The 25,915-nt window shown below is 65.9% G+C and carries 28 protein-coding genes and 1 pseudogene; 13 read left to right on the top strand and 16 right to left on the bottom strand.

Features of this window, described 5'->3' with window-relative positions:
* Positions 1–47: 47 nt before the first annotated feature.
* The 6 genes and pseudogenes from mutS to thiD all read right to left on the bottom strand — a co-directional run.
* Positions 48–2,915 (bottom strand): DNA mismatch repair protein MutS, encoded by a 2,868-nt coding sequence (mutS, locus tag NKH31_RS04385; protein WP_254863928.1) that lies wholly within the window; start codon positions 2,913–2,915, stop codon positions 48–50.
* Positions 2,916–3,068: 153 nt separating this feature from the next.
* Positions 3,069–3,428: a DUF7344 domain-containing protein gene (locus tag NKH31_RS04380; RefSeq protein WP_254863927.1), complete on the bottom strand. Its 360-nt coding sequence runs from the start codon at positions 3,426–3,428 to the stop codon at positions 3,069–3,071.
* 59 nt (positions 3,429–3,487) lie between these two features.
* Positions 3,488–4,156 (bottom strand): helix-turn-helix domain-containing protein, encoded by a 669-nt coding sequence (locus NKH31_RS04375; RefSeq protein WP_254863926.1) that lies wholly within the window; start codon positions 4,154–4,156, stop codon positions 3,488–3,490.
* A gap of 162 nt (positions 4,157–4,318) precedes the next feature.
* The gene (locus NKH31_RS04370; RefSeq protein WP_254863925.1) at positions 4,319–6,124 is read right to left on the bottom strand and encodes a sensor histidine kinase; all 1,806 of its coding nucleotides are present in this window, start codon (positions 6,122–6,124) and stop codon (positions 4,319–4,321) included.
* Between the two features lie 118 nt (positions 6,125–6,242).
* Positions 6,243–6,572 carry a tRNA-binding protein gene (locus tag NKH31_RS04365; protein WP_254863924.1) on the bottom strand — a complete coding sequence of 110 codons (330 nt, stop codon included), beginning with the start codon at positions 6,570–6,572 and terminating at the stop codon, positions 6,243–6,245.
* Between the two features lie 75 nt (positions 6,573–6,647).
* Positions 6,648–7,499, bottom strand: a pseudogene (thiD, locus tag NKH31_RS04360) (bifunctional hydroxymethylpyrimidine kinase/phosphomethylpyrimidine kinase); the annotation flags it as partial.
* Between the two features lie 285 nt (positions 7,500–7,784).
* Here thiD and NKH31_RS04355 point away from each other — a divergent pair.
* The gene (locus NKH31_RS04355; RefSeq protein WP_254863922.1) at positions 7,785–8,231 is read left to right on the top strand and encodes a universal stress protein; all 447 of its coding nucleotides are present in this window, start codon (positions 7,785–7,787) and stop codon (positions 8,229–8,231) included.
* A gap of 129 nt (positions 8,232–8,360) precedes the next feature.
* On the opposite strand, the gene NKH31_RS04350 is transcribed toward NKH31_RS04355, so the two are convergent.
* Positions 8,361–8,639 (bottom strand): hypothetical protein, encoded by a 279-nt coding sequence (locus NKH31_RS04350; protein WP_254863921.1) that lies wholly within the window; start codon positions 8,637–8,639, stop codon positions 8,361–8,363.
* Positions 8,640–8,755: 116 nt separating this feature from the next.
* On the bottom strand, positions 8,756–9,916 hold the full coding sequence (locus NKH31_RS04345; protein WP_254863920.1) for a PQQ-dependent sugar dehydrogenase: 1,161 nt from the start codon (positions 9,914–9,916) through the stop codon (positions 8,756–8,758).
* A 90-nt stretch (positions 9,917–10,006) separates the two neighbouring features.
* Here NKH31_RS04345 and NKH31_RS04340 point away from each other — a divergent pair, with 90 nt between their 5' ends.
* Positions 10,007–10,714 (top strand): hypothetical protein, encoded by a 708-nt coding sequence (locus NKH31_RS04340; protein WP_254863919.1) that lies wholly within the window; start codon positions 10,007–10,009, stop codon positions 10,712–10,714.
* 19 nt (positions 10,715–10,733) lie between these two features.
* On the opposite strand, the gene NKH31_RS04335 is transcribed toward NKH31_RS04340, so the two are convergent.
* A complete protein-coding gene (locus NKH31_RS04335) occupies positions 10,734–11,192 on the bottom strand; it encodes a hypothetical protein (RefSeq protein ID WP_254863918.1) in 459 nt (152 codons plus the stop codon).
* 446 nt (positions 11,193–11,638) lie between these two features.
* Between NKH31_RS04335 and NKH31_RS04330 the strand changes: the two genes are divergently transcribed.
* Complete coding sequence (locus tag NKH31_RS04330) at positions 11,639–11,842, top strand: hypothetical protein (protein WP_254863917.1); 204 nt, start codon at positions 11,639–11,641, stop codon at positions 11,840–11,842.
* Between the two features lie 227 nt (positions 11,843–12,069).
* Here the strand turns inward: NKH31_RS04330 and NKH31_RS04325 are convergent, their stop codons facing one another.
* Positions 12,070–12,594 (bottom strand): HVO_2922 family protein, encoded by a 525-nt coding sequence (locus tag NKH31_RS04325; RefSeq protein ID WP_254863916.1) that lies wholly within the window; start codon positions 12,592–12,594, stop codon positions 12,070–12,072.
* Positions 12,595–12,779: 185 nt separating this feature from the next.
* Between NKH31_RS04325 and NKH31_RS04320 the strand changes: the two genes are divergently transcribed.
* Positions 12,780–13,433 (top strand): helix-turn-helix domain-containing protein, encoded by a 654-nt coding sequence (locus NKH31_RS04320; protein ID WP_254863915.1) that lies wholly within the window; start codon positions 12,780–12,782, stop codon positions 13,431–13,433.
* 108 nt (positions 13,434–13,541) lie between these two features.
* Complete coding sequence (locus NKH31_RS04315) at positions 13,542–14,747, top strand: right-handed parallel beta-helix repeat-containing protein (RefSeq protein WP_254863914.1); 1,206 nt, start codon at positions 13,542–13,544, stop codon at positions 14,745–14,747.
* Here the strand turns inward: NKH31_RS04315 and NKH31_RS04310 are convergent.
* Together NKH31_RS04310 and NKH31_RS04305 are read right to left on the bottom strand one after the other, a co-directional pair.
* Positions 14,719–15,819, bottom strand: coding sequence for an SDR family oxidoreductase (locus NKH31_RS04310; protein WP_254863913.1), 1,101 nt, complete (start codon positions 15,817–15,819; stop codon positions 14,719–14,721). The genes NKH31_RS04315 and NKH31_RS04310 overlap by 29 nt on opposite strands.
* Positions 15,807–17,384: a succinic semialdehyde dehydrogenase gene (locus NKH31_RS04305; protein ID WP_254863912.1), complete on the bottom strand. Its 1,578-nt coding sequence runs from the start codon at positions 17,382–17,384 to the stop codon at positions 15,807–15,809. Before NKH31_RS04305 ends, NKH31_RS04310 begins: the two co-directional genes overlap by 13 nt.
* A 97-nt stretch (positions 17,385–17,481) precedes the next feature.
* On the opposite strand from NKH31_RS04305, the gene NKH31_RS04300 reads away from it, so the two are divergent.
* Positions 17,482–18,300, top strand: coding sequence for a M55 family metallopeptidase (locus tag NKH31_RS04300; RefSeq protein WP_254863911.1), 819 nt, complete (start codon positions 17,482–17,484; stop codon positions 18,298–18,300).
* Between the two features lie 16 nt (positions 18,301–18,316).
* Here the strand turns inward: NKH31_RS04300 and NKH31_RS04295 are convergent, their stop codons facing one another.
* On the bottom strand, positions 18,317–18,757 hold the full coding sequence (locus NKH31_RS04295) for a hypothetical protein (protein ID WP_254863910.1): 441 nt from the start codon (positions 18,755–18,757) through the stop codon (positions 18,317–18,319).
* 194 nt (positions 18,758–18,951) lie between these two features.
* Between NKH31_RS04295 and NKH31_RS04290 the strand changes: the two genes are divergently transcribed.
* A complete protein-coding gene (locus NKH31_RS04290) occupies positions 18,952–19,374 on the top strand; it encodes an HIT family protein (RefSeq protein ID WP_254863909.1) in 423 nt (140 codons plus the stop codon).
* Between the two features lie 57 nt (positions 19,375–19,431).
* Here the strand turns inward: NKH31_RS04290 and NKH31_RS04285 are convergent, their stop codons facing one another.
* Positions 19,432–19,863: a hypothetical protein gene (locus NKH31_RS04285; protein ID WP_254863908.1), complete on the bottom strand. Its 432-nt coding sequence runs from the start codon at positions 19,861–19,863 to the stop codon at positions 19,432–19,434.
* Between the two features lie 109 nt (positions 19,864–19,972).
* Between NKH31_RS04285 and NKH31_RS04280 the strand changes: the two genes are divergently transcribed.
* Together NKH31_RS04280 and NKH31_RS04275 are read left to right on the top strand one after the other, a co-directional pair.
* Positions 19,973–20,263 (top strand): hypothetical protein, encoded by a 291-nt coding sequence (locus NKH31_RS04280; protein ID WP_254863907.1) that lies wholly within the window; start codon positions 19,973–19,975, stop codon positions 20,261–20,263.
* Positions 20,260–22,152: a PAS domain-containing sensor histidine kinase gene (locus NKH31_RS04275; protein WP_254863906.1), complete on the top strand. Its 1,893-nt coding sequence runs from the start codon at positions 20,260–20,262 to the stop codon at positions 22,150–22,152. Before NKH31_RS04280 ends, NKH31_RS04275 begins: the two co-directional genes overlap by 4 nt.
* A 152-nt stretch (positions 22,153–22,304) precedes the next feature.
* Here the strand turns inward: NKH31_RS04275 and NKH31_RS04270 are convergent, their stop codons facing one another.
* Complete coding sequence (locus tag NKH31_RS04270) at positions 22,305–22,607, bottom strand: HalOD1 output domain-containing protein (RefSeq protein WP_254863905.1); 303 nt, start codon at positions 22,605–22,607, stop codon at positions 22,305–22,307.
* 275 nt (positions 22,608–22,882) lie between these two features.
* Here NKH31_RS04270 and NKH31_RS04265 point away from each other — a divergent pair, with 275 nt between their 5' ends.
* The 4 genes from NKH31_RS04265 to NKH31_RS04255 all read left to right on the top strand — a co-directional run bounded on the left by NKH31_RS04265 (position 22,883) and on the right by NKH31_RS04255 (position 24,886).
* On the top strand, positions 22,883–23,752 hold the full coding sequence (locus NKH31_RS04265; protein ID WP_254863904.1) for a dihydrodipicolinate synthase family protein: 870 nt from the start codon (positions 22,883–22,885) through the stop codon (positions 23,750–23,752).
* 72 nt (positions 23,753–23,824) lie between these two features.
* On the top strand, positions 23,825–24,244 hold the full coding sequence (locus NKH31_RS04260) for a DUF4981 domain-containing protein (protein ID WP_254863903.1): 420 nt from the start codon (positions 23,825–23,827) through the stop codon (positions 24,242–24,244).
* Positions 24,245–24,288: 44 nt separating this feature from the next.
* On the top strand, positions 24,289–24,420 hold the full coding sequence (locus tag NKH31_RS17660; protein ID WP_256547909.1) for a hypothetical protein: 132 nt from the start codon (positions 24,289–24,291) through the stop codon (positions 24,418–24,420).
* A complete protein-coding gene (locus tag NKH31_RS04255) occupies positions 24,413–24,886 on the top strand; it encodes a DUF7384 family protein (RefSeq protein ID WP_254863902.1) in 474 nt (157 codons plus the stop codon). Before NKH31_RS17660 ends, NKH31_RS04255 begins: the two co-directional genes overlap by 8 nt.
* 47 nt (positions 24,887–24,933) lie before the next feature.
* On the opposite strand, the gene NKH31_RS04250 is transcribed toward NKH31_RS04255, so the two are convergent.
* Positions 24,934–25,902, bottom strand: a complete 969-nt coding sequence (locus NKH31_RS04250; protein ID WP_254863901.1) for a Gfo/Idh/MocA family protein — start codon at positions 25,900–25,902, stop codon at positions 24,934–24,936.
* Positions 25,903–25,915: the final 13 nt, after the last annotated feature.

The following is a 25,915-nucleotide window of genomic DNA, read 5'->3' as shown; positions in this document are numbered from 1 at the left end:
AACCCGGGAGCCAAAACACCTGCGGGCCGGTCGTCGCTCGTGACCCGTTATGGGTCGTCGAGCCGCTCTTGCCACGCCTTTACTTTCGCCAGCAGCTCGATCGGCGGCGTCTCGTTGACGTCGATCGATTCGAGTTCCGCGAGAACCGCCTCGGTTTCGCGGTCGAGCGGATCCACGGACCCGTCGGCGGCCGTGGCGTCGTTCGTCACTCCGCCGTCGGCGGTCGCGGGCTCGCCGTTCGCCGCGTCCGACTCGCCTCCGCCGGTCCGGAACGATCCGCTCTCGAGGTCGAAGACGGTCTGTACCGGTTCGGCCGACCCGCTCCCGCGCGCCTCGATCGCCTTCTCCTCGCGCAGCCGGTCGAGGACGTCGCGGGCGCGGTCGACGACGGGTTCCGGCACCCCGGCGAGGTCGGCGACGTGGATACCGTAGGAGCGATCGGTGGGGCCGTTCCGGATCGTCCGGAGGAACGTGACGTCGCCGTCGCGCTCGTCCGCCGCGACGTGGACGTTACTCACGCGCGGGAGGTGCTCGGCGAGGCTCGTCAGCTCGTGGTAGTGAGTCGCAAAGAGCGTCTTCGCGCCGACCTCGTTGTGCAGGTACTCCGTGGCCGCCCAGGCGATCGAGATGCCGTCGTAGGTGGCGGTCCCCCGGCCCACCTCGTCTAGGATCACGAGCGAGTCGTCGGTCGCCGCGTGGAGGATGTTCGAGAGTTCGCTCATCTCGACCATGAACGTCGAGCGTCCCTGGGCGAGTTCGTCGAGCGCGCCGACGCGAGTAAATATGCCGTCGACGAGGCCGATTTCGGCCTCGCGGGCGGGGACGAAACTGCCGACCTGCGCCAGCAGGACGATGCAGGCCACCTGGCGCATGTACGTCGACTTTCCGGACATGTTGGGACCGGTGACGACCACGAACCGGGGGTCGTCGCCAGCGCGCCGGCTGTCGCGTTCGACCCCCTCGGCGCGTTCGGAACCGCCCGTGCGTTCGAACCCGCCGCCACGCCCGTCGTCGCCCGGCGATCCAACGCGACCCAATCGGGCATCGTTCGGGACGAACTCGGTCGTCTGCTCGACGACGGGGTGGCGACCGGCGCGGATATCGATCCCGTCGTCGTCGGTGAGCGTGGGTCTGACCCAGCCGTTCTCGGCGGCGTGGGTCGCCAGACTCGAGAGCGCGTCGATCGTCGCGAGCGTCCGTCCGACGTCCTGGAGGAGTTCGGCGCGCGAGGCGACCTCGTCTCTGAGTTCACAAAACAGCTCGTACTCCAGATCGCTCCGTCGCTCCTCGAGTCTGAGCACCTCGCGCTCCTTTTCCTCGAGTTCGGGCGTGGTGAACCGCTTCGAGTTCTTGAGCTGTTTGATCTCCTCGTAGTGGTCGGGGACGCCGTCGGCCGCCGACCGGCCGACCTGGATGTAGTAGCCGTCGGTCCGGTTGCGGTCGACGCTGACGTGCGAGAGATCGTGCTGGCGACTCTCGCGCTCAGCGAGCGAGCCGAGCCACGACTTGATCTCCTCGTGGCGCTCGATCAGTTCGTCGAGCTCCGCGTCGTATCCGTGCTCGATCAGCTCGCCCTGGGTGACCGTCGACGGCGGCTCGTCCGCCAGCGCGGCGTCGAGGGACTCACCGAGTGCGGCGGCCGCCTCCCGGTCGGGCTCGTCGACGATCTCGGCGAGCGGGGACGCCGCGAGTTCCGCGTCCTGTGAGATCGCGTCCGCGAGACGGGGCAGGGCGGAAAGCGTGTCTCTGACCGAGAGCAGGTCGCGGGCGTCGGCGCTGCCGTGGGTCGATCGACTAGCCAGCCGGGCCAGGTCCGCGGTCTCGCCGATCACCTCGCGGATCTCGTCGCGCGCGAGCGCGGCCGAGGCCAGTGCGGCCACACTCTCCTGGCGTCGCTCGAGCGTCGAGCGGGATCGGCTGGGTCGTTTGAGCCACTCGGCGAGGAGTCGACCGCCGGCGCTCGAACTCGTGTGATCGATCGTGGCGAACAGCGAGCCGTCGCGCTCGCCCTGCATCGTCTCGGTGAGTTCTAAGTTTCGCTGGGTGGTCGCGTCCAGCGTGACGTGATCGTCGCCGCGGTGGGTTCGCAGCCGCGTCATCGAGGCGAGCACGCCCGCGCCGGTCTCCTCGACGTAGGAGCGGATCGCCCCCGCGGCCGCGATCGTCGGTTCGGGAATGTCGAGCCGGTCGACCGTCTCCGCGCCGAACTGCTCGCGGACGGCGTGGGCGGCCCGCTTCGGGGCGAACGCCTCGGCGTCGTGCAGGGAAAGCGACGCGTGGGTCCGTTCGCGAAGCGCCGACAGCAACTCGTCGTCGTTTCTGACCCCAGGGCCGGGCAGGACCTCGACCGGATCGAACCGGTAACACTCGGTGAGGACCGCCTCGACGTCGGCCGCGCTCGCGACGAGAAACTGCCCCGTCGTCACGTCGGCGAACGCGAGGCCGTAGGCCGCCTCGCCTTCGTTCGCGCCCGAATCGCTCCCGCTCGACCAGTCGGCGTGCGCGCCGCTGGCGCTCGACCCTAAGTCGACGCTCCGGTCGGCCGCGACGATCGCCGCCAGGTACTGGGCGTCGGCTTCGCGCGTCTCGAGTAACGTTCCGGGCGTCACGATTCGGACGACCTCGCGGGCGTGGCCCGAGTCCGTTTCGTACTGATCGGCGACGGCGACCCGGTATCCCCGCTCGACCAGGCTCGTCAGGTACGGCGTGAGATCGGAAAGCGGCACGCCCGCCATCGGATAGGACTGTCCCTGCGAGGACTTCGAGGTGACTTTGAGATCCAGCTCCTCGCCGACGATCTCGGCGTCCTCGCCGAAGAACTCGTAGAAGTCTCCACACTGCATCGCGAGCAGGTCCGCGTCGGCGTCGGCTTTCAACGAGAGAAACTCCCCGACGATTCCCGTCGCCTCGCTCATACGCGAAGGGTGGTCGCCCACCGCAAAAGCCCTGCGGATTCCGGGGTGGACGTAGCCTCCGAGGCGGACGCGTCGCGTCGCACTCAGATACTCCGCTAGCTCCCACCACCTATTCGAGTATCAGTTTACAAGTTTGGGGTCTCCCGTCCGAACTCACAACGCGATCGATTCGTCGAGATTCGGATCGGTATCGAGGATCGCAGCGAGGTGGGGCTGTAACCGGTCGAACCGTTCGGTCGGGTCGACGAGTTGTCGATCCGAATCGTATTCGATGACGCCCGCCGATTCTAGCTTCGGAACGTGTGCGTGGCAAAGAGAGACCCGAATGTCTGTCAGTACCTCCGAAGACGCGTCGGCAACCGACGTGAGATGGTTGTACGCGAGAATCGCTCTCTCGAGGTCGTCCATCGTCAACGAACGCCGTTCTTCGGCGAGTACGGCGAGAATAATCCGTCGGCGGGTATCTCTACACAGGTCGCACACCGCGTCGAACGCGATGGGATCCTCGCTCATCACGTTATACTCAGTAGACCGAACCGGATCACTTCCACTTTTTAGTATACAAAACGGTTTTAAGCACTCTCTCGAGAGGGGGCCGATAGTGTGGGTAGCGTGTTTCCGAGGATATGCTTGATCCCGCGCCGGAGTCTGGATGCGACGGCTTGCTGTGAGATGCCGAGTTCGTCGCCGATCGCTTCCATCGTCGTCTCGCGCGGCGATTCGAAGTAGCCTCGCTCGTAGGCGACCACCAGCGCCTCTTGCTGGGTGTCGGTGAGGGCCGCCTCGGTCGCCGTCTCGACGGGCGTGAGCGCGCGCAACGCCGTGAGCGTGATCGGGATGCCGACGTCCCGACACCGGGATTGAAAGCTGGCGATATCGCTCCGGCTGTCACCGCGTATCTCGAACGTCCACTGCTGGTTCGTTCCAACGCCCTCGATGAGCGCGATGTTCGTCTCCGTCAGCGCGGTCAAGACGTCGTCGTAATCCAACGCCCACTCGACGCGCAACAGATTCTCGTCTTCGACGGAGTCGACGAACTGTATTCGATCCACGCCCGGATGCGCCGAGAACGCGCCTTCGATGTCGTCGATTGTGGTCCCTCGAACCCAGAAGTAGGGGATCACCACGTCTCGGGCGGGGATGATCCGCTCCAGTTCGACCGACACATTCGGCAGTTGCTCGAACACGGTCCCCAGCGGGAACTCGTTCGACGGTACCGTAAAGGAAGCCTCCGTAGCCATCGTTCAACCCGTGGTGCCCGGTGCCTAATAACACTTCACGGGATTGTGCCCGAGTCACGGACGAATTCGCTGCCGGCGTTCGATACACGGACGGGCGGTCATCAGAGTAACGTGAGCGCGAGTGTCACGGTTCGACGAGCGGGAAACCGTGCTCGCCTCCCGTCACAGTTCGCAGGGTTCGGCCGCCGGGTCGGTTTCTCCGTCCCGATCCGCCGCGTAGCGGATCTCGAACCGGGCGCCGCCGCTATCGCTCTCGTCGACCGAGAGCGACCACCCGTGCGCGTCGAGGATCTGGGTGACGATATCGAGGCCGAGACCCGTCCCATCCTGGCTGGTCGAGTAGCCCGATTCGAGGATCTTCTCGCGATCGGCGGCCGGGATGCCGGGACCGTCGTCGGCGACGTAGAACCCGTCGACGGAGTCGTCTCGATCGTCGCCGGTAATCGTCCCGACGGTGACCGTCACGTCCGCGCCGCCGTGTTCGACGGTCTCCTCGCGAACGTGTGAGTGAGGGCTCGTGGAGCCGTGCTCCACGGCGTTGCGAAAGAGGTTCTCGAACGCCTGGACGAGCCGCGAGGGGTCGGTCGAGACCGCGTGGTCGCCCGTCTCCACGTCGAGCGTCGCGTCGGCGGTGTCGACGCCGTTCCAGGCGGATCGAACGACGGTCGCCAGTTCGACCCGCTCTCGATCGGTGAGGACGGTACCGTGTCGGGTCAGCGTGAGGACGTCGTCGATGATCTGTTCCATCCGATCGAGCGAGACGGTGATCTCCTCGAGCGCGGGATCGTCACACCGTTCGTCGAGGATCGAGACGTAGCCGTCGGCGACGTTGAGCGGATTCCGCAGGTCGTGGCTGACGAGACTCGCGAAGCGGTCGAGCCGATCGTTCTGTCGTTCGAGTTCGCGCTCGTAGCGGCGCTCCTCGGTGACGTCGCGGATGATGACGAGCCGACCGATCCGACGGCGGGCGTTCGAGAGGGGCGTCGTCTCCACGGTCAGGTATCGCTGGGACCCGTCTCGCGTGATCGTTAACCCGGTGGTCGCGACCGATGGTTCCGGGCTGCTCTCGTCGGGTTCGGATCGATCCGCGTGTTGCGTGAGCCGGTCGACCATCGGGTCCGGGAGGACCTCGCTCGCGCGACGGCCTAGCGGGGAATCGCCCCGTTCGGTCCGGATATACGGGGCGGCCCGTCGATTCACGTCGACGAGACGGTCCTCACGGTCGAGAACGATCACGCCGTCGTTGATGTGCTCGACGACGGTGGTTCGAGCGATGGGCATGACGTCGGTCAGCCGATACCGGTAGAGCGCCACCCCAAGTGCGACCGCGGTGACGGCGAATCCGATCGACGTGACGTCTAGAACCCGTCCGCCGAACACGTATCCGAGGTTGCTCGCCCAGGGAGCGAGCGCGGCGACCATGAGCAGGGAGGCCTGTCCGCGGTAGAGGTCGTTCGATCGGAGGATGAAGACGCCGAGCAGGACGGACGCAACCGCGAGTAACCCGTAGGCGTACAGGGCGTAGACGTAGAACGCCGGACCGTTCGTGAACGCGTAGCCGACCGGCGACGCGCTCGTGGGCTCGATCGCCGTCCAGATGAGGTCGTGGGCCGGACTCGACAGCACGAGGAGGTACGTCACGGCGGGGAGGGCGTAGAGGCCGGCCACGCGTCCGCGCGAGAGCCGTTCACCGCGGCCGGTGTAGACGAGGATAAAGACGAACACTGCGACGGGAACGATGACGACGCCCAGCCAGTGGACCTGCAACCAGCGGATGGTCCACTCGCGGGAACTGGCGAACATACTCACGAAGTCGCCACCCGTCCAGAGTGCGATCCCGGTTGTTAGGGCTGCGAGCGCTCGAGATTCGGGATTTTCCCACTTGCGTACGGCGAGAATCGTAATCGCGACGCTCAGGAGGACGGCCAAAAAGACCGTCGTCATGTACGCGGTGACGAGCGTCGACATTACGCTTCGATAGCTGGGAACGGTCATAAAATCGGTGGCCGTCGCTAGACCGTTCGGCTGACGGATACGAACTCGGACTCCTCGACTGACGGCCGCCTACGCAGGCGTACTCCGGTCGTCAGTACAATATCGCACCCAGAGAGACGTCGACTTCGTCGTCCGGGGACACCAGCACGGGATAGCCCTCGTCGCTCGGAACGCCGACGGTTAGCGCCTCGGATTTGAACCCGGCAATGCGAACGCTCCCGAGGTTCGTCGCACAGAGAACGCGTCGACCGACGAGGTCGTCGGGATCGTAGTGATAGTCGAGCTGAGCAGCCGACTGAATTTCCTCGTCACCCAGGTCGATCCAGAGCTTCGTCATCGCCTCTTTGTTCGTCTCCGGGAACGACTCGGCGGCGGTCACCTCGCCGACGCGAATCTCGACGTCGAACGGACTCTCGACCATGCCGTCGACTACGTCGCAATCGGCAAAAAGGCTCGCACGGACTCGAACGGGTGGTGTCGGCTATTCGCCCCGATCGACGTCGGCGGACGGATTCACGGCGCCCGGTCCCCGCCCGACGTCGTATGGCCGGGAGATCGCGCGGGCGATGAAGTCCGTCGCCCCTTCGACGGCTTCGGTGAGCGACTCGCCGCGGGCGAGACGGGCGGCGATGGCGGCCGAGAGCGCACAGCCCGAGCCGTGGGTCGCGTCGGTCTCGACGCGCGGGTGCTCGATCGTCGTGACGAGCGCCCTCCCACTCGGTTCTCCGTCGACGGATTCGCCATCCGCGTACGGCGAGTCGCGATCGACGACGAGGACGTCGACGACCGTCTCACCGGGGACGTGTCCGCCCTTGACGAGCGCCGCGTCGGCGCCCATATCGAGCAGCGTCCGGCCCGCCTCGCGGGCGGCGTCGACGTCTCCGATCTCGATTCCGGTCAGGACCTCGGCTTCGTCGGCGTTCGGCGTGACGACCGCGGCCTCGGCGATCACGGCCTCGTACGCTTCCTCCGCAACGCGGTCGAGCAACCGATCGCCCGAGGTTGCGACCATCACCGGATCGACGACCAGCGGGAACGACGCGTCGGCCGCACGCGCCGCGACGAGCGAGACGAGTTCGGCCGTCGCGAGCATCCCCGTTTTGGCCGCGCCGACCTCGAAGTCGGAGACGACGGCGTCGATCTGGGCGGCGACCTCGTCGGTGGGCAGGACGAACGACGATTCGACTCCCCGCGTGTGCTGGGCGGTGACGGCGGTGATCGCGGTCGTCCCGAAGACGCCGTGGGCGGCGAACGACCCCAGGTCGGCCTGGATCCCGGCCCCGCCACCGGAGTCGCTGCCCGCGATCGAGAGGGCGACCGGCGGGCTGACTGGCGTTGGTCTGGTCATAGTTGTCCGTATGATCTGGTGGTACAAATCAGTGGTGTACGCACGATCGTCTCGATACCCGGTTGCGGGCGCGCTGACGGCGCCGGGTCGTCACGGTCGAACGTCGCACGGGTGAAATATGGGGTCGCCTCGAGCCGCGCGAACCGCTGTCCCGGTCGCTGGATTGTGACACTGACCGCCGCGCGATCGACGTGGCGGGTCGGTCGATACTTCTTCAGTTTCAGGTGACTATCTCGGATGCCGGCGAATGGACGTACTTTACCGGTCGAAGTCGTACGTTTCGAGGTGAGCACGAACCTACTCGTTCCGATGGATGGGGCCCCGCTCTCGAAACGGGCGCTCGAGGTGGCGCTGACGGAGCATCCGGACGCCGAGATCACCGTCCTCCACGTCATCGATCCGACCGATCCGGCCTACGGCTACGCGTCGGACGTCGAGATTACCAGAGAGCCGCCACACGGCTCAAGCGAGTGGTACGATCGCGCCGACGAGCACGCGGAGGAGATTCTTGACGAGGCGCGGGCGATCGCCGACGAGCACGACCGCGACCTGACGACCGCCGTCGCGATCAACGAACCCGCCCGGGCCATCGTCGACTATGTGCGAGACAACGACGTCGATCACGTGATAGTGGGCAGTCACGGCCGGGCGGACGACTCCGAGATCGCGCTCGGGAGCGTCACCGAGGTGGTGGCGTTTCGATCGCCGGTCCGCGTGACGTTGATCCGATGAGGTGTTCGGCAGGTGGGCGTTCACACCGTCGTCGGCGGCTGCCGACCGTGAAGATACTGGCTGGATTGGTCTGTGTGTGGTCTACTGCGGTGAGCACGAGCGTACTCCGAATCTGGTTTCCTAGTGATCTCATCGATCATGTATTCTGGTGGCCACTGCCACCGTCCCAACGGCGACGAGTAGTGCGTAGACGAGGTGAACGAGCAGAAACCAGAACTGACAGCCGAAGCCGGAACAGCCGATCACGGAAACGGATGTCCACACCACGACTCCCCAGTACTCGTCCATCACAAGCGCGGCACCCGGAACCAGCGTCGCCCAGATGATGGCGCTCACAATAATCACGAATAGGAGGACAAACGAACGATGATTGCGCCCGTGCGCCCGACCAAGCGTGAACGGATCCATCGACGTTCGTGATTGTCGCAATCGCCATACATAGTTTCTGGTGGTAGCAATGAGGATGATATTCCAGGAGCAAATTGGACAGTGTATCGTCGTACCTGGGCGTTGCGATCCCGTCGTTACTCGGGACTCAAACGGACGACCGGGCCGTCCGCTCCGTCGACGAGCACGTAAAGATATCCGGTGTCGGGGGCGACCGCGACGTCTCGAACGCGCCACCCGCGGTCCGAAAGCAGCGGGTCGGCTTCTTCGACGTCGGTTCCGTCGACCGCGAATCGACCGAGGTACTCGCCCGCCAGATTGCCGACGAAGAGGTCGCCGCGCCAGTCGGGAAACGCCTCGTCGTCGTAGAACGTCATTCCGGCGGGCGGGAAGCCGCCGCTCGTACACGCCCAGGCGTAGACCGGATCGACCACGTCGTCGCGCTCGTGCGGGTCGTCACCGACGGGGGTCTCGGTTCCGTACTCGCAGCCGGTGTGAGCGATCGGCCAGCCGTAGTTTTCGCCCGCCTCGAGCACGTGGAGGGCGTCGCCGTCCTCCTCGCCGTGTTCGGACAGCCAGATCTCGTCCGTCTCGGGGTGGACGGCCATTCCCTGGACGTTTCGGTGGCCGTAGCTGTAGATCGCGTCCGCGACGTTGGGCTCGTCGACGAACGGGTTGTCCTCGGGAATCGAGCCGTCCGGTTCGAGCCGGAGTGTCGCACCGATCGCGTTTTCTGCGTCCTGCGAGACGTGGTCCGGCCCGAATTCCTTCGAGCCGCGATCGCCGGTCGTCACGTAGAGCGCCCCGTCCGGGCCGAACCCGACGCGCGAGCCGTAGTGAGCCGTCGAGTCGACGAACGGCTCGACGACGAACAGGGCCTCGAATTCGGCGAGTTCCGCCTCGCCGCCGAATTCGAGCCGGCCGCGTCCGACGTGCGTGGCCGACTGGCCGTCGTCGTTCGCGGCTGCGTAGGTCAGGTAGACCCACGGGTCGTCCCCGAAGTCTGGCGAGAGCGCGACGTCGAGCAGGCCGCCCTGTCCGGCGGCGTGGACCGCGGGCGTGCCGTCGACGGGTTCGACCGCGCCGTCCTCGCGGTCGACGAGAACGAGCCGGCCGTCGAGTTCCGTGACGAGCAGTCGTTCCGTCTCCGGGACGAACGCGAGTCCCCACGGGTGGCTCACCGCGTCGGTGAGTTCCTCGACGTCGAACGGGTCGTCGTCCTGGAAGCGACTCGTACAGCCGGCGACGGCCGTCGAGAGCGCACCGCCGGCTGCGACCAGCAGCGTCCGTCGGTTCACGGATCGAGGTACCACGCCGACGCCCAAAATAATTCGTCCGGGTAGGCGTCACCCCAATCGTTATTGGCTGACACGAGAGTGTTCGTGTCGATGCCCGCCACGACCCCGTCTCGCCGTCGCTTGCTCGCGACGGTCCCGGTCGCCGCCGTCGGCGGTCTCGCCGGCTGTCTCTCCGAGGACGATCGAGCCCTTCCGCTGGCGTTCGTCAGACTGGTCAACTCCACGTTCGAACACGAGCGGACGATCGACCTGACGCTCACTCACGACGGCGAGACCGTCCTCGACGAGCGCTACGAGGACGTTCCGCCGTCGCGATCGCCGCGAGCCATCGTCGGTTCGACTGGACCGACGTTTGGATTTCTGCCCGGCGGCAGCGAAACGGTAGACGAGACGTTCAGCGGTCCCGGAACTGACCTCGACGACTGGCCCCGGCAACTGCCCGAAGCGCACACGATCACGCTCGACGGCCGAGACGCGTTCGACGAACAGTACCACCCGAATCGATACTCCCTTTCGATCGACGCGAGTCCGCCCGAATTCGCCGACGAGTACGATCTCGGCGACGAACTGTCGACGTTCGAAGATCGTAACCGCGCCGTCGAGGACGACTCGCGCGTCGGGCTCGTCGTCGACTTCGGAACGAATCTGGGCGGCATGTATCCGAATTTCACGTTCTACGCCTTCGAGACGGCCGCCGAGCAGCAACTGCTCGAGTCCTACCTCGACGCGGAACTCGAACGCCAATCGCGCCGGGAACGCTACGGCGCCCAGACGGTCGAGGATTCGCCGTTCGCGTGAGAGGGCGACCCGCCTGCCGTCACCGATCAGATCGCCCCGTACCGAGTACGATCAGGCCGGTGACGAGCAAGATGAGACCGCTCGCGATCGTCACGAAACTGCCGATATCGGGGATAAACTCGCCTCCGTATGCGAGGTAGATATCGACCAGGAGGTACGTCGGAAGCGCGATCGTTGCCACTCCTGTGAGCACCAGGGCGGCGCCAGTGAGTCGTGAGCGCCCTCGCAGTAGCCCCGCCGCCACCGAGGCGGCGACTAACAGGAGTAACACGAGCGTTGCGTCCACTTCGAATCCCGCGTCCATCCCGGGGATGTACACGAGGCGTATCGTCTCGCGAGCCGGATCGGGCTGGAGCCAGGGGAGCGAAAGGCCGACGAGGAGTCCGATCGCACCGACGAGTGTGGCCACCACCAGCGGTGTATCACCGATCGACGACAGCGATCGGTGAACGCCCGTGGTGAGCGACTGATCGCTCATGTGAAAACGCTCTAGTCACGTCGGTATTAACATTACCGCCGCGACTACCCTCGCTATCCCCCGTTTGTCGGAAGGTCCTCAATTATCCCTCTGTGCCGTCGTCGATCGTACCCCTCGATAGACCCATTAACGCGCTCAACAGCGAGAAATTTCTCACCAACCCATCCCCGAACAGCCACTCGTTACAGCCACCGGTAGTTATATAATCGTTGATTGGTACGGTACGAACGGAAGCCACGCTCCACAACTGACGCGGGGACATGCGCTGAGAATGTCCCGGGTGGTGATGACACCCGAGACGTGGCTTCCAAGCGGAGCGGCTTGGTTGCCATGATTGCGTACAAACCACCGAGACAAAAAGGTCTCGCACGCCTGTGGTATCGACAGCTTCGGCTACGGTCCGGCCCGAGTTTGGAATCTTCGATTGGGGAGCCGGGGGTACGTGGATGACCGACAGACCGTCCGCCGGACCTGTGTGCTATCGCTGTACCGATACGCGTCGTGGCGGCCGCGTCCGCCTCTCCGTGACCCACCGACGCGACGTCCGCCATCGGTATCGTGACGTCGAGCGCACCATCTGTCTCGACTGTCTCGCCGCGATCGGATTGCTGGAATTGAGCGACGAGGTGATCGGTGAGCGTCGAGCGTGACGGCGATCGAATCGATAGGTACCGACTCGGTCGCTCGGAGGTGACGGCGGCAGTCTACTCCGGGTTCCCGCCTGCGCTCGATCACCTCGAGATGGTAGTTCCGAGTTCGAGTCGACGTCTCCACCGTCGGCCGCCCGTTCGACTATCCCGCCGTCTCCGACGTCGCCCCACGCTCGCCTGCGTTAGCGTCTCCACCGTCGCCCGCACGTTCGTCTACTCCTTCGGCGTCACTCGTCTGTTTCCCGCTGGAGTTCGATCACTTCGGCTCCAGCTGCGTTCGCTTTCACGCTCCGAATGCCCTTTCTGGCGTTCTGTTTGCTCGTATAACCCTCGCCGCCGTCGGCGATGATGTTGCCGTTTCGATGGACGAGTCGCCACCGCCACTCGTCGGCCCGGTCTTCGTACAGCTCGAACGTGGCCTGGCTCGCAGCCGGCTCGGGTGCCGCCGTGTCGCTCCGATCCACCGCCGACGAAAGCGCCGCGGCGAACTCGTCGGACCCGTCGCCGTCGCTCCGTTCGACGGCATCCGACGGCCAGGTGACCGAGACGCGGAGTTCGACGCCGCCCTCGCCGTCACGCTCACCCTCGAGTTCGAGACGAACCGATTCCGACAGGCCGAGAGAGACCGTCTCGGTGTCGTCAGCGAGCGCGACCGCTTCGGTTCGATCGAACTGTTCGGCGAGCCACCGAAACGTCTCTCCGACCGCCGTTCCCGGCACGTTCGCGTCGTAGGAAATGAGCTTCGTTCCCATACACGGACGACGAGGGCTGCCGGGAAATAGGTGGTCAGTCACTCGGGCCGACAGGTCAGCGCACTCCGGACGGCGAGTGGCCACCCTCGTCGCCGGCCGTACGGGCGGGTCACCGGAACTGACCAGGACACTTCGGCGGACCGGCGAGCGAGAACGCTTACGTGGACCCGCCGGTCACAGACGGTATGAACGCCGTCCGTCTCGCCATCCGCCACACGCCCGAGACGATCCACCCGATCCACGACCTCGTCTGTCGCACGCCCGAGATCGACCGGGAGTTGCTGCTGTACATCAGCGTCGAGGACGGACGGGAGACGGCGATCAACTACGTCGACGGCGACGAGACGGTCTACCGGGAGGCGCTCGCGTCCGACGTCGAGATCGACGAATACGAGGTCTACCCCGCCGACGACGGCGGCTGTTACACCTACATTCGACACGACCTCGACCCGTCGAACCGCGCGCTCGCCGACGCGCTGGGACGGGACCGGATCGCCGTCGTCTACCCGATCGAGTACCGATCCGACCGGCGGATGATCCTCTCACTCGTGATGACGTCCGAGGATTTCCGCGAGGTGAGCGAGGCCATTCCGGACGCCATAGAGATGGACGTACTCTCGGTCGGATCGATCCCCCAGCTCACCGGACCGCCGCTCACCGAAACGCAGCGTGAGGCGATGAAAACCGCGTGGGAACTCGGCTACTACGCCGTTCCCCGCGAGGCGAGCCTGGCGGACGTCGCGGCCGAACTGGGGTGTGCGGCGTCGACCGCGTCGGACCTGCTCAGGCGCGGCCAGGCGACGATGGTCGACGCCGAGTTCGGAACCGGCGGCCGGTGATCGACCGGTGAGTGGTTCGTTGGGACGCTTCGAGTGCGACGTGACGATGTCGTGTGCCACGCGACCCTCTTTGGTAATCGATCACGTGAAGGTGCGTGGTGACCGCCGATGGACGAGACACGGCCGACGCGACGATCGCTGCTGCGAGCCGGTGGGGTCGTCGCCGGCGTATTGGGCGCGTTCCCGGCCGCATCGACCGACCGTGACGACGCCACCGAGATCCACGACTGTGCCGAGATAACGGAGCCGGGTCGGTACGCGCTCTCCGACGATGTCGTCGCCACGACGTTCGATTGCATCGAGATTCGGGCCGCGGACGTGGTCGTCGACGGCTGGGGACACGAGTTGACGATGGATCCGGACGCGAGAGAGCGCTTTCACCGGATGACGATTCCGTCCAGAGGCGACCGCAAGTTCGGCACTGGCGTCGCCGTCGGTGAATCCGCTCGAAACGCGACGATCCGTAACCTGACGGTTTCGACCTGGGACACCGGCGTCGGCGTCGACGGCGCGGCGGGGTGTTCGATCGAGAACGTCACCGCCGTAGACAACGTCGACGGCATCGCCGTCTCCGGCGCGACGGATTCGACGGTCGCGGACGCGGCCGCCGTGGCGAACGAGGCCGAAGGAATCGTCTTCAGTGATACGACGGACAGTACCGTCGACACCTGCGTCGCCGCCAGAAACGGCCGCGGGGGGATCGCGCTGGTCGACTCGTTCGAAAACCGCGTCGACGACGTCGACGTGAGCCGCAACCGAGGTGACGGCGTCGTCCTCGAGGGCTCGGACCGAAACGCACTCTCCGCCGTCAGGTCGATCGCGGATAACACCGGAATCACGCTGCTTCACGCCGACGAGAACCGCCTCGACGCCGTCGACGCGGATCGAAGCGCGTTCGCGGGCGTCGCCCTCGGCTACGCTGGTGCGAACGAACTCGTCGACGTCTCGGTCTCGAAGACCGTCGGTGACAATCCGATCATGGACGATCCGAGCGCGATCTGGCTGTACGCGGCCCCCGACAACCGCTTCGAGGACGTCACCGCCGAGGATAACGGGCGGTGGGCGATCTACGCACGAGACGAATCCACCGACAATCGCTTCGATGACGTCTCGATCGACGGCGGCGAGGCGTTCTCGCTCACCGTCTCCGACGAGGCGGTCGATCGTGACGAGACCGTCACGTCGGTCGATCCGGACGGCGAATCCGATTCGTCGCGCCAATCCGTCGCCGGTCGAACCGTCGGGGACGACCACTCGACACGACTACTGTGGGTCGAATCTACGTTCAGTTCACCTGCGTCCCGTCGGTGGTGAGTGAGTCCCGAGCGTACGCGACGATCTGATCGACGTACGACCGAAACGCCGGCGCTTCGAGGCCTTCTTCGGCGAGGGTACGCGTCGTCTTCGGACACGCGTACCGCGTCGGGTGATCGAGGTACGCCACCGTCTCCGGCTCGATATCGAACGACGCCCGTTCGAGCGCCCGGAGCGCCGTCGTCGCGATTCGACGCGTCGTCGGGAGCCGGATGGTTCGGTGTTCGGTCGCGTCGGCGAGCGCGTCGACGAACTGCGGTACCGAAAGCGGTGAGGGATCACAGAGCTGGTAGGTCTCCCCGACGGTGTCGGTGCGATCGCTGAGGGCGGCGATCGCGTCGACGACGAAGTCGCGTGGCACCACGTTCAACTCGGCCCCGCTCGACCCAGAAAGCGTGAACGTCGCCGAGAGCCAACGCGGCTGGGCGAACAGCAACCGAAGCAGGTTGTACGGCCCGTCGAATTTGTCCGTTTCGCCGGTACGACTGTCGCCGACGACGATCGCGGGTCGATAGACGGTCGCCGGAAATCCATCAGCAATTCGGTCCTGGACCGCGACTTCGGCGCGGTACTTCGTCGCCTCGTAGTGGTTGTTGAACGACTGGTCTTCCCGGAGGTGTGACTCGGTGAACACGCCGTCGTATCGACCGCTCACGTAACAGGTACTGACGTAGTGAAACCGATCGACGTCGAGGGAATCGGCGACGGCGAGAACGTGTTCGGTGCCGCGGACGTTGACCGCTTCGGCGAGGCTGCGCTCGACGCCGAGATCGTACACCGCGGCGAGGTGATAACACGCCGTGACGTCTTCGAGTGCCGCCTGGTTCGTCCCGAGACCGAGATCGGGTCGCGTGATGTCACCCTCGTAGAGGTGGATCTGTCGGTCGTCCGCATCGACCCCGAGCCTGCGTTCGATTCTGCGGGCGCGTCGTCGTGCGACGTCGCGGTAGGCCGGCTGGACCAGACAGGCTACGGGCCCGTCACCCCTGGCGAGGAGTCGCTCGAGTAGCGCCGACCCGAGAAACCCCGGAAACCCGGTGAGCAGGACGATCGGGCGGGTCACGACCGCCACCTGACGATCCGTCGTTGGACGCCGGTCAGTACCGCGAGCAACCGGGCGGCCGTGCGATTCGATAGACTCGCCGGCGGTTCGAGCGGGCCGTAGCGGGCGGTCGCGATCGTTCTGGACTCGACGAATCGATCGAATCCTTCGGGTCCGTGGCGACGGCCCAGACCGGAATCGCCGACGCCGCCCATCGGTGCGTCGACGGCGGCCCATCCGACCGTGTAGGGATCGTTGATACAGACGGTGCCACAGTCGATCTGCCGGGCGATTTCGCGCCCTCGTTCGACGTTGCCAGTCCAGACACTCGCGTTCAACCCGTACGCCGAGTCGTTCGCCCGATCGACGGCTTCGTCGACGCTCGAAACCGGACTCACGGAGACGACCGGTCCGAAGGTCTCCTCGCTCGCGAGCGGACAATCGGCGTCGACGTCGGTCACGATCGTCGGCTCGTAGACGAACGGTCCGACGTCCCGGCGGCGTCGTCCGCCGGTGAGAACGGACGCGCCGCTATCTCTCGCCTCATCGACGGACGTGCCGACGCGTTCAGCGTGTGCGCCGTCGATCAGCGACCCGACGTCCGGGCCGTATTCGAACGAACAGCCGAGCGTGAGCGCCCGCGTTTCGCCGACGAACGCGTCGAGAAACGCCTCGTAGCGATCCTCGTGAACGTACACGCGTTCCGGCGCGAGGCAGAGTTGCCCGGCGTTGGTGAACGCTCCCTTGACCGCACCGCGCGCGGCGACTTCGACGTCCGCGTCGTCGAGCACGAGCAGCGGGTTCTTGCCGCCGAGTTCGAGCGAGCAGCCGATCAGGTTCCGGCCCGCTCGCTCGGCGACCGTCCGACCCGTCTCGGTCCCGCCGGTGAACGCGACGTAGTCGACGGCGTCTATCAGGGAGGGACCGACGGTCGATCCGTCACCGGTGACGACCCGGACGAGGCCGTCGGGTACGCCGGCTTCCTCGAGCAACGACGCGACCGCCAACGCGGTGTAGGGCGTCCGCTCGTCGGGTTTGCAGACGACGGCGTTGCCCGCGAGTAACGCGGGAATCGCGTCGGTCATCGAGAGCGTCAACGGATAGTTCCACGGCGCGATCACGCCCACGACGCCGACCGGATCGTAGGTCACGACGGCGTCGCTCGCTCCGGGAATCGCTCCCCGTCGTCGTTCGTCGCCGAATAGTTTCGGCCCCGCCGCCCCATAGTACGAAGCCGTTAGCACGATGTCGAGGACCTCCTCGAGCGCGTGCTGGCGCGTTTTCCCCGTCTCTAGCTGGACGAGATCGAGCAATTGCGCTCGTCGGTTCGACACCAGGTCGCCGAATCGGTCGACGATTTCCGCACGGGTTTGAATTCCCATCGCCTCCCACGCCGGCTGGCGTTCGCGGACGCGCTCGACGGCACGCTCGACGTCGTCGGGCTGGAAAGACGCCACCGTCCCGATCTCCTCGTCGGTGATCGGCGTTCGGACCCGAAGACGTTCGTCCGTCGATCCGGTCGCGCCGCCGAGTGACCCGAGCCGATCGGCCGAGAACCGAGTCTCGTCGAACACCGATCCCGTCGATGCATTCATCGGTTGTCAATTGGTGTCGTTGCCCAAATAACCACGTGTGGGTTCACACTTGCTCGCCCTCGGTATTATGATCGTCCGGCCGAGAGCACCCGAACGTATGAGCGACCTCTCCGTCTTCGTAAGCGCCGATATCGAGGGGGTGAGCGGCTGGCTGGGCGATGACGAGTCGACGCCGGCGGCCCGATCCGCGATGGTCGACGACGTCAACGCGGCGATACGCGGCGTCCTCGAGGCGGCGCCCGACGCGTCGGTGCTCGTCGCCGATTCTCACGGCGATAAGCGAACCATCCCGCCCGACGAACTCCACGAGCGCGCCTCGCTTCTTCGGGGTGGCCCGCGTCCGTTCGGCATGGTCGACGGGGCCACCGCCGAAACCGACCTCGCCTTCCTCGTGGGGTATCACGACCGACCGGGGACCGGCGGCTTCCTCGAACACACGTTCACCGGCTCGATCGCCGACGTCCGCCTGAACGGTCGGTCTGTCGGCGAGTTCGAGCTCAACGCCGTCCTGCTCGCAGCCCGTTCGATTCCCGTCGGATTCGTGACGGGCGACGACCGACTCGGCGAGACGGTCGCCGATCGACTCCCGTCGGCCGCGTACGTGACGACGAAGACGGGACGGGGCTGGTCGAGCGCCGTCTGTCGCCACCCAGACGCCGTCCGCGAGGAGATTCGCGAAACGGCGGCGGCCGTCACGGCTGACCCACCGACGGACCCGTCCACACCGGTTCCGGTGGAACTCCCGCTGACCGTCGAAGTCGAGTATGCGCGGGCGTCGTACGCCGATATCGCGACGCTCTGGCCTGGCGTCGAACGCGACGAGGACGCTCGGACCGTCGTCCACGAAGCGGCGGACGTGCCGACCGCCTACCAGTTCGTTCGGGCGACGACGAAGGTTCGGACCGACGACGCCTGAGATCCCGTCGGTCGCGTCACGATTCGAACTCCGGATCGGCACTACGGGTGATCAGTCGAAGGCTTCCGCCGACGATCAGCCCGGCGAGACAGAACGCGAAGGAGAAGACGAAGCCCCACAGGAGGGCGCCAAAGAGCGGTTCGACGAACGAACTGGCGCCGCTGTCGTCGGCCATGCCGCGGATGAGCAGGTAAAACGGGGCGTAGAACATCGCGACGCCGACGAGCCAGCCGAAGAGGATACCCTGCCCCCTGTAGGTGCAGACGGCCACGGCGACGACCGCGACGACCGCGGGGGCGGCGAAGAGGAGCGCGTCGATCGTCGCCGGAGCGAGTGACTCGACGACGGCGGTGAAAATGACGTGGGCGAAGCTACCGACGACCGTCAGGAGAACGACCGCCACGGCGAGGCCGCTCGGAAAGTCGTCGTCGCCGACGAGGGCTCGGCGATATGTCACGGGCTATCCCTTCACCGAACGCGTATAAGGAATCGGTCCCGGCGAATGTTGGTTCGCTATCCCGTCGGCTGGTTCGACCGACGGCGGTGTCCTCGCCAACGCCGGGCGGAGACGTCCGTCGATTGCCCGACGCGGCCGACCGGTCCGAGTCTCTCCGAGAAAACGTTTTGGTGGTCACCCACCGAGACGGTGTCATGACCGACGAGACCGTCTTCACCCGGATCGTCGCGGGTGACCTCCCGAGCGAGACGATCTACGCCGACGGGACGGCTAGCGCGTTTCTGGATGCGAACCCGGTTGCGCCGGGACACACGCTCGTCGTACCGAACTCGCCGTACCGGCGGCTGCAGGAGATGCCACCCGAGGAGGCGTCGGCCCTGCTTTCGACGCTGTACGAACTCGTTCCGGCGATCGAGCGGGCGGTCGGCGCCGACGCGACGACGATCGTCTTGAACAACGGGCCGGAAGCGGGTCAGGAGGTGGCTCACGTCCACTGGCACGTCATCCCGCGGTTCGACGACGACGGCACGCTCGTCGAGTACCACTCGCTGCTCGAAGACGGTCTCGACGAGTCGGAACGAGCCTCGATCGCCGACGCGATCAGGGACGAACTGTGATCGAGCGGTGTCGATAGCCGCCCCACTGACGAACACGAACGTGATCGTTCGCGATCGTCACATCCACTGCGTTCGGCGAGGTACCAGTCTGAGGGCTCCGCCGATCACCACGCCGACGAGACAGAAGACGAACGACGCGACGAGGCTCCAGACGGTGCCCGCGAGGATCGGATCGAGGAGCGTCCCCTGACCGGTCTTGCGGACGGCGTCGTAGACGAGGACGAAAAACGGAGCGTAAAAGACCGCGGCGCCGACGAGCCAGCCGAAGAGGATCGCTTGGCCTCGGTAGGTGCAGACGGCGACGACGCCGGTCGCGAAGACCGGGAGGACGGCGAATGAGGCGAGGACGAGCGCCGACGGAACGAACGACTCGATCGCCCCGATGAGAAACAGGTACCCGAAGCTCGCGGCGACGGCGAGCAGGACCAGCGCGCCGCCGAGCCCGGCCGACCTCCAGGAGTCCCCGACGACCGCTCGCCGAACGTTCATGTGAAGCGGCGCGTCTCCCGTGTCATACGTTTTTTGGTGCCAGTCCGCAGGCCGGGTCGAGGGCATCGCCCGACGAAATACCTTCGTATACTGATGAGTATGACAAAATATGTCGACTCCTCCAGTAACGTACGAATTGCCTGACTCGGTACTGCTTCTGTTCGCCGTCGTGCTGGCCGCTATCGGCGTCGGGGTGATCACGTCTCAACTGCTCCTCCCGATCGCCATCGTCGGTGTGGCTGGCTACGTGTTTTACCTGTTCTACCGGCTCGTGTTCGCGGTCGAGACGCGGGGTGCGGTAGCGGGACCGTCACGTACACGCCCGTTCGGTAGCCGGTTCCTCACCGTCCGCCGTCCGGCCGGAGATTTAACTGCGTTACTGTGCTACGTTAACACATGACTAACCGATCGGGTGACGCGGATGCGGGCTTCTGGAGGGAGCCAGCCGACGAGTCCGTCGCGCTCGCCCGCTATCGGACGCTCGTCAACACCGTCGACGACGGGATCTACCAGGTAGACGCCGACGGGCGGTTCGTCGCGGTCAACGACGTCATCTGCGAGTTGACCGGCTACGATCGGTCGGCTCTCCTGGACGAACACGTCTCGATCATCCTCCCGGACGCCGACGTCGAGGCAATCCAGCGGGCGATCGAGCTGCGTCTCGCGGCCGAGCGGCCGATCGACGAGACCTTCGAAATCACCGTCGAAACGGCCGATGACGACGAATTGTACTGTGAACTCCGCGCGAGTCTTTTGTTCGAAGACGGCGCGTTCGAGGGGACGGTCGGTATCGTCCGCGACGTCACCAGCGACAGGCGCACCGCCCGACGACTCACGGAGCGCGAGCGAGAACTCGGACGCGAGCGCCGGCTGGTCGAACAGATCTTCCAGACCAGCCCCATCGGCATTCAGGTGCTCACCGCCGACGGCGAAATCGTGCGGATGAACGACCGGCTCGCGGACATCCTGGAGATCGCGAACGAGGCGACGTACTCGCCCGACGACCGACCGGTGTTCGACGAGTCGGGCGAGGAACTCTCGCTCGAAGACCACCCGTTCGCCCGCGCGCTGGAGACGGGAGAGGCCGTCTACGACGACGTTCTTCAGGTCGAACTCCCCGACGGCGAGCGCCGGTGGCTCCGGGTGAGCGCCGCGCCGCTCGAAGCCGAGGGGGACGTAGATCGCGTCGTCACGACCGGCGAGGACATCACCCCGCTGAAATCCCGACAGCGCGAGCTCGAATCCGAACTCGAGGAGATATTCGGACGCATCTCCGACGCCTTTTTCGCCGTCGACGAGGCCTTTCGCTTCACGCACGTCAACGAGCGCGCCGGTGAAATCCTCCAGCGCTCGGAAGCGCAACTGCTCGGCGAAGAACTCTGGAAGGTCTTTCCGGAGGCGGCGGAATCGGCCGAGATCAGGGAGGCGTTCCACGACGCCCTCGAGACGCAGGAGCCGACCCACTTCGAAGTCCACGTCGAGGGGATCGACAGCTGGGTCGAAGCCAACCTATACCCCTCCGAAACCGGCGTCTCCGTCTACTTTCGAGACGTCACCGAACGGAAGGCCCACGAGCGTCGCCTCGAGGAGGCGAAAGCGCAACTCGAAGCGTCGAACGAGCGACTCGAGCAGTTCGCCTACGCGGCCTCTCACGACCTCCAGGAGCCGTTGCGCATGGTCTCGAGCTACCTCTCGTTACTCGAGCGCCGGTACGCGGACGCCCTCGACGACGAGGCGCAGGAGTTCATCGAGTACGCCGTCGACGGGGCCGGACGTATGCGCGAGATGATCGACGGGCTACTGGCGTACTCGCGAATCGAGACCCAGGGCAGGCCGCTCGAACCCGTCGAGTTGAACGCCGTCGTCGACGACGTCCTCGCCGACCTCCAGCTACAACTCGACGACGCCGACGTCCGCGTCGACGAGCTTCCCCACGTCGAGGGAGACGGAACGCAGCTCAGACAGCTGTTTCAAAACCTCGTCGAGAACGCGGCCGAGTACAGCGGCGAGGACCGGCCGACGATTCGGATCGAAGCCGAAGACCGGGGCGAGGAGTGTCTCGTCTCGATCGAAGACGACGGGATCGGTCTCGGCGCAGACGACCAGACGCGCATCTTCGAACTCTTTCAGCGACTGCATACGCTCGAAGAGCACGAGGGGACGGGGATCGGTCTGGCGCTCTGTCGCCGGATCGTCGAGCGTCACGGCGGCGAAATCTGGGTCGACTCCGATCCCGGCGGGGGGTCGACGTTTTACGTCACGCTCCCCGCCGTCGACGAGCGATCGTAGCTGACGGCGAGCGCGGAGGTCGTACCGGCGCGATAGACTGCGGTCTCGTCGATGAGAGGAATGCTGTCGAGCACACCGCAGATCGACGGTCTACCGATAGGGTGGGTGCGGTCACCGCGTCGAAATCGGCCGGCGAAGAACCTGGATCGAACTCACTCCGCGTGCGAGACGACCGCCGATCTGGATTCGTCCGCCGCGGCCGGCGGTGTCACCGTCACCTCGCGGTCGCCGCTGATCTCGACCACGCAGTCGGCAAACTGAAACCGAAATTCGATCGAGGTGGATCGATCTGACGGTCGGAAGAGGCGGTTGAGCGCGTCGGGGTCTACGTAGGAGTAAAGCGGTTCCAGTTCGAGCGGATCGACGCCTTTCGCTTCGGCGACCGCCGAGACGACCGTACTGGTGAGTTCCCCGTCGCGACAGACCGCGGTGACATCCGATGCAGTGTCAGTCATTGTGCTATCTCCAGCAATGGGAGTCGAAGGGATAGTCCCACTTCCAACATCGATAGGAGTGTTGGACTCTCGCCACTACGTGTGTTGGTCGACCGGCTCCCTGGCCTCACGACCGCATCGGTCGACCGACGGGACAACCGCTCGACGCTCGCTGCTTCGACGGACTGGGCGGAACCGATTTCAGCCCGGCCAGCGGTCCCGGTGCGTGTCAAATCGGTCGGGTTCGCCGTCGAATTACCCTGCGGATTTTTGTCCGCCGTCTCCCTCTCTCCCGCATGAACGGAATGGGCGTCCCGATCGTCACGCCGTTCGACGGCGACGACCGCGTCGACCACGTTGGGCTGCGAACACTCGTAACGTGGCTCGAATCCACCGGCGTCGACTTTCTCGTTCCCTGTGGCTCGACCGGTGAAGCGCCGCTGCTCTCGGCGAACGAACGCCGGCGCGTCGTCGAAACGGTCGCCGACGCGGCCACCGTCCCGGTGCTGGCTGGGACGGGTCGCGAGGGGTTCGAACCGGCGCTCGCGGCAACCGAGGCGGCCGACGCCGCGGGCGCAGATGCCGCGCTCGTACTCACGCCATCGTACTACGACCCTGACCAATCGACGCTCGCCTCTTACTACCGCGATCTGGCCGACGAGAGCCCCATCCCGCTGTATCTCTACAGCGTGCCCGTCTACACCGACGTCGTCCTCGACCCGGAGACGGTCGCCACGCTGGCCGACCACGACGCCATCGCGGGGATAAAGGACTCCTCGGGCAACGTCGCGCGCCTTCAGCGGGCGGTTCGGCTCACCGCCGACGCGTCGTTCGACGTACTGGTTGGCAACGGGGCCGTCCCCGCCTCGGGACTCGACGTCGGTGTCGACGGGGCGATCCTCGCACTCGCGCACGTCGTTCCCGAACTGGCAGTCGAACTCGCACGATGTCACGCCGACGGCGACGTCCACGCCGCGGCCTCCATCCAGGCCGACCTCGCCCCGCTCAACCGCGCAATGGTCGGTGCATACGGCGCTCCCGGCGTCAAAGCTGGCCTCGAGCTCCGGGGCCAGCCGGGCGGCGAGCCACGACGGCCGCTACGACCGGTCGACGACGCCGCGCGCGAGACGATCCGATCGCACCTCGAACGCCTCGACGTGGTGTAACTCGTCGCCCGTCGGCGCCGATTCCGATCCGAACCATTTTCACGCAATCACTGAAATTTTCGCCCCTGTGTAATGCACCGACGCACCGCCATTGTGGGCGCCGCCGCGGCAACCGCGTCACTCCTCGCCGGTTGCACCGACGACGACCCCGATCCGGAACCACAGATCGCGTTTCTCGAACTCGCGACCCACCGCCACGACGAGACCCACGCGTTCGACGTGCGCCTCGAGGACGACGGCGAGACGGTGTTCGAAGCGACCGAGGAACTGACGGGTGGCGATCCCGGCGAGAGCGCCGTGGTCATCGAGGAACCGGTTTCGGGGCCGGGCGCGTACGAGGTGACGGTAACGGTCGACGGGGACGAGGCAACGGCGGAGGCGACCTCGCTAGTCTCTGCCGGCGACGACTGTCTCTCCCTCGATTTCTACCTCGGAGCGTCCACGCTACATGTAGAGCACCTCGCCTGGCCGTGCGAGCCCGACGACGAGTGACGGGTTCCCTGGGGGTTTTGGCCACGCGCGTCGAACGTCGAGCGATGACCGACCGCTGGGCCGAGCTGTTCGACCGGGCGAGCGCGTACGACGTCTCGGAGCGAGACCTGTGCGATCGACTCGCGACGCTTCGTGACCGACCTGAACAGTCCGACGGGGGTGATGGTGATGGCTGAGCGGCCGAATCCCGCCCGCGTCGTCGCGGACGCGGACGTGCTGGCGGCGGATCTGCTCGTCGGCGGATCCGCGCGCGAGGCGCTCGATCACGTCCGCAGCCACGACTGGGTCGAACTCGTCGCGAGCGACCCGTTGATAACAGAGACTGAGCGGCTGGTGACGGGTGTCGCAGATCCGGATCTCGCGAGCGCCCACAGCGGGAAGCTACATGCCGAGCGCGTCGCCGTCGACCACCCCGCGGAGGACCATCCGGCGCTCGCGTCGGCGTACGCCGGCAATGCGGCCCATCTCCTGACGTTCGACGATCGACTCTCCTCGGCCGGGGCCGGCCTCTCGCTCAAACCGCGCGTCGACGTGAGCATCCGACCGCCGGACGCCTTCGCCCGACTGTTCGATCCGGAGAGTCTGTACGACCACGTCGTGGGTGGCGCGTACCCGGGCCCGGATCGCGACCCCCGAGACTAACGCCGTTCGCCGTGGAGTCGGTCGCCCCGAGTCGATTCGGGCGCGATTTAGAGCGGTATCGGTTCACCTGAGACGGCGCTTTCGCCGATCGCATCGAGGACGCGCATGTTCGCGATCGTCTCCTCGCGTCCGACCGGGTGGGGTGATCCGGATTCGACCGCGTCGGCGAAGGCTTCGACTTCGAGCCGGTACGGGTCTGCCGGATCGAACCGTTCCGTCGCGGTTCGGCCGTCGATCGAATACTCGATCGAGACCGGTTCCTCCGACGTGCCGACGAAGACGGACTCGGCTTCCAGCCACCCGTTCTCGGCGTCGACACGGTAGTGTTCCCGGCGTCTCGTGTCGAGGCCGGATCGAACCTGTGCGTGGGCGTTGCCGTACTCGAGCCGTGCGACCAGTTCGGTGTCGACGCCACAGCCCCGGGTATCGAGCGCGTGAGCCGAGACTCGCTCCGGTTCCCCGAGAAAGCCTCGCACGGCGCTAACGGCGTAGCAGCCGACGTCCATTCGGCTCCCGCCGGCCAGTTCCGGGGAGAGGCGGATGTCGTCGGGACGGTCCCCGAGCCGGAACGTGAACGTGGCGGTGGCGGCTCTGACGTCATCGAGTTCGTTCTCGACGATCTCGAACGCCCGCTTCGTTCGCGGGTGGAACCGGTACATGAACGCTTCCATCAGCGTGACGCCGGCGTCAGCGCAGTAGTCGAACAGCGCCGCTGCGGACGCCGCATCGGTGGTGAGGGGTTTCTCACACAGTACGTGGAGTCCGTGATCGGCGGCGTTCCGGGTCCACTCGGCGTGGAGGGCGTTCGGGAGCGGATTGTAGACGGCATCGATGTCCGCATCGAAGAGGCTCGCGTACTCCCCGTACCGTTCCGGAATGTCGAACCGCTCTCCGACTCGGTTCGCCCGCGCCCGATCCCGGGACGCGATCGCGACGAGTTCGTGGTCGGACGCTCGAATCGCCGGAATGACTGCGCCCTGTGCGATATTCGCCGTGCTGAGTATCCCGAATCGCATATCCGAAGGTCGA

Source organism: Halovivax gelatinilyticus, from assembly GCF_024300625.1.
Classification (GTDB): domain Archaea; phylum Halobacteriota; class Halobacteria; order Halobacteriales; family Natrialbaceae; genus Halovivax; species Halovivax gelatinilyticus.
The sequence above is the reverse complement of the archived record's forward strand: the minus strand, read 5'-3'. Positions and strand labels throughout refer to the sequence as shown.

Coding starts and splice junctions, on each gene's coding strand:
- mutS (WP_254863928.1), bottom strand. CDS start 2,915: ATGAGCGAGGCGACGGGAATCGTCGGGGAGTTTCTCTCGTTGAAAGCC.
- NKH31_RS04380 (WP_254863927.1), bottom strand. CDS start 3,428: ATGAGCGAGGATCCCATCGCGTTCGACGCGGTGTGCGACCTGTGTAGA.
- NKH31_RS04375 (WP_254863926.1), bottom strand. CDS start 4,156: ATGGCTACGGAGGCTTCCTTTACGGTACCGTCGAACGAGTTCCCGCTG.
- NKH31_RS04370 (WP_254863925.1), bottom strand. CDS start 6,124: ATGTCGACGCTCGTCACCGCGTACATGACGACGGTCTTTTTGGCCGTC.
- NKH31_RS04365 (WP_254863924.1), bottom strand. CDS start 6,572: ATGGTCGAGAGTCCGTTCGACGTCGAGATTCGCGTCGGCGAGGTGACC.
- NKH31_RS04350 (WP_254863921.1), bottom strand. CDS start 8,639: ATGGATCCGTTCACGCTTGGTCGGGCGCACGGGCGCAATCATCGTTCG.
- NKH31_RS04340 (WP_254863919.1), top strand. CDS start 10,007: ATGCCCGCCACGACCCCGTCTCGCCGTCGCTTGCTCGCGACGGTCCCG.
- NKH31_RS04335 (WP_254863918.1), bottom strand. CDS start 11,192: ATGAGCGATCAGTCGCTCACCACGGGCGTTCACCGATCGCTGTCGTCG.
- NKH31_RS04330 (WP_254863917.1), top strand. CDS start 11,639: ATGACCGACAGACCGTCCGCCGGACCTGTGTGCTATCGCTGTACCGAT.
- NKH31_RS04325 (WP_254863916.1), bottom strand. CDS start 12,594: ATGGGAACGAAGCTCATTTCCTACGACGCGAACGTGCCGGGAACGGCG.
- NKH31_RS04320 (WP_254863915.1), top strand. CDS start 12,780: ATGAACGCCGTCCGTCTCGCCATCCGCCACACGCCCGAGACGATCCAC.
- NKH31_RS04315 (WP_254863914.1), top strand. CDS start 13,542: ATGGACGAGACACGGCCGACGCGACGATCGCTGCTGCGAGCCGGTGGG.
- NKH31_RS04305 (WP_254863912.1), bottom strand. CDS start 17,384: ATGAATGCATCGACGGGATCGGTGTTCGACGAGACTCGGTTCTCGGCC.
- NKH31_RS04300 (WP_254863911.1), top strand. CDS start 17,482: ATGAGCGACCTCTCCGTCTTCGTAAGCGCCGATATCGAGGGGGTGAGC.
- NKH31_RS04290 (WP_254863909.1), top strand. CDS start 18,952: ATGACCGACGAGACCGTCTTCACCCGGATCGTCGCGGGTGACCTCCCG.
- NKH31_RS04285 (WP_254863908.1), bottom strand. CDS start 19,863: ATGAACGTTCGGCGAGCGGTCGTCGGGGACTCCTGGAGGTCGGCCGGG.
- NKH31_RS04280 (WP_254863907.1), top strand. CDS start 19,973: ATGTCGACTCCTCCAGTAACGTACGAATTGCCTGACTCGGTACTGCTT.
- NKH31_RS04275 (WP_254863906.1), top strand. CDS start 20,260: ATGACTAACCGATCGGGTGACGCGGATGCGGGCTTCTGGAGGGAGCCA.
- NKH31_RS04270 (WP_254863905.1), bottom strand. CDS start 22,607: ATGACTGACACTGCATCGGATGTCACCGCGGTCTGTCGCGACGGGGAA.
- NKH31_RS04265 (WP_254863904.1), top strand. CDS start 22,883: ATGAACGGAATGGGCGTCCCGATCGTCACGCCGTTCGACGGCGACGAC.
- NKH31_RS04260 (WP_254863903.1), top strand. CDS start 23,825: ATGCACCGACGCACCGCCATTGTGGGCGCCGCCGCGGCAACCGCGTCA.
- NKH31_RS17660 (WP_256547909.1), top strand. CDS start 24,289: ATGACCGACCGCTGGGCCGAGCTGTTCGACCGGGCGAGCGCGTACGAC.
- NKH31_RS04255 (WP_254863902.1), top strand. CDS start 24,413: ATGGCTGAGCGGCCGAATCCCGCCCGCGTCGTCGCGGACGCGGACGTG.
- NKH31_RS04250 (WP_254863901.1), bottom strand. CDS start 25,902: ATGCGATTCGGGATACTCAGCACGGCGAATATCGCACAGGGCGCAGTC.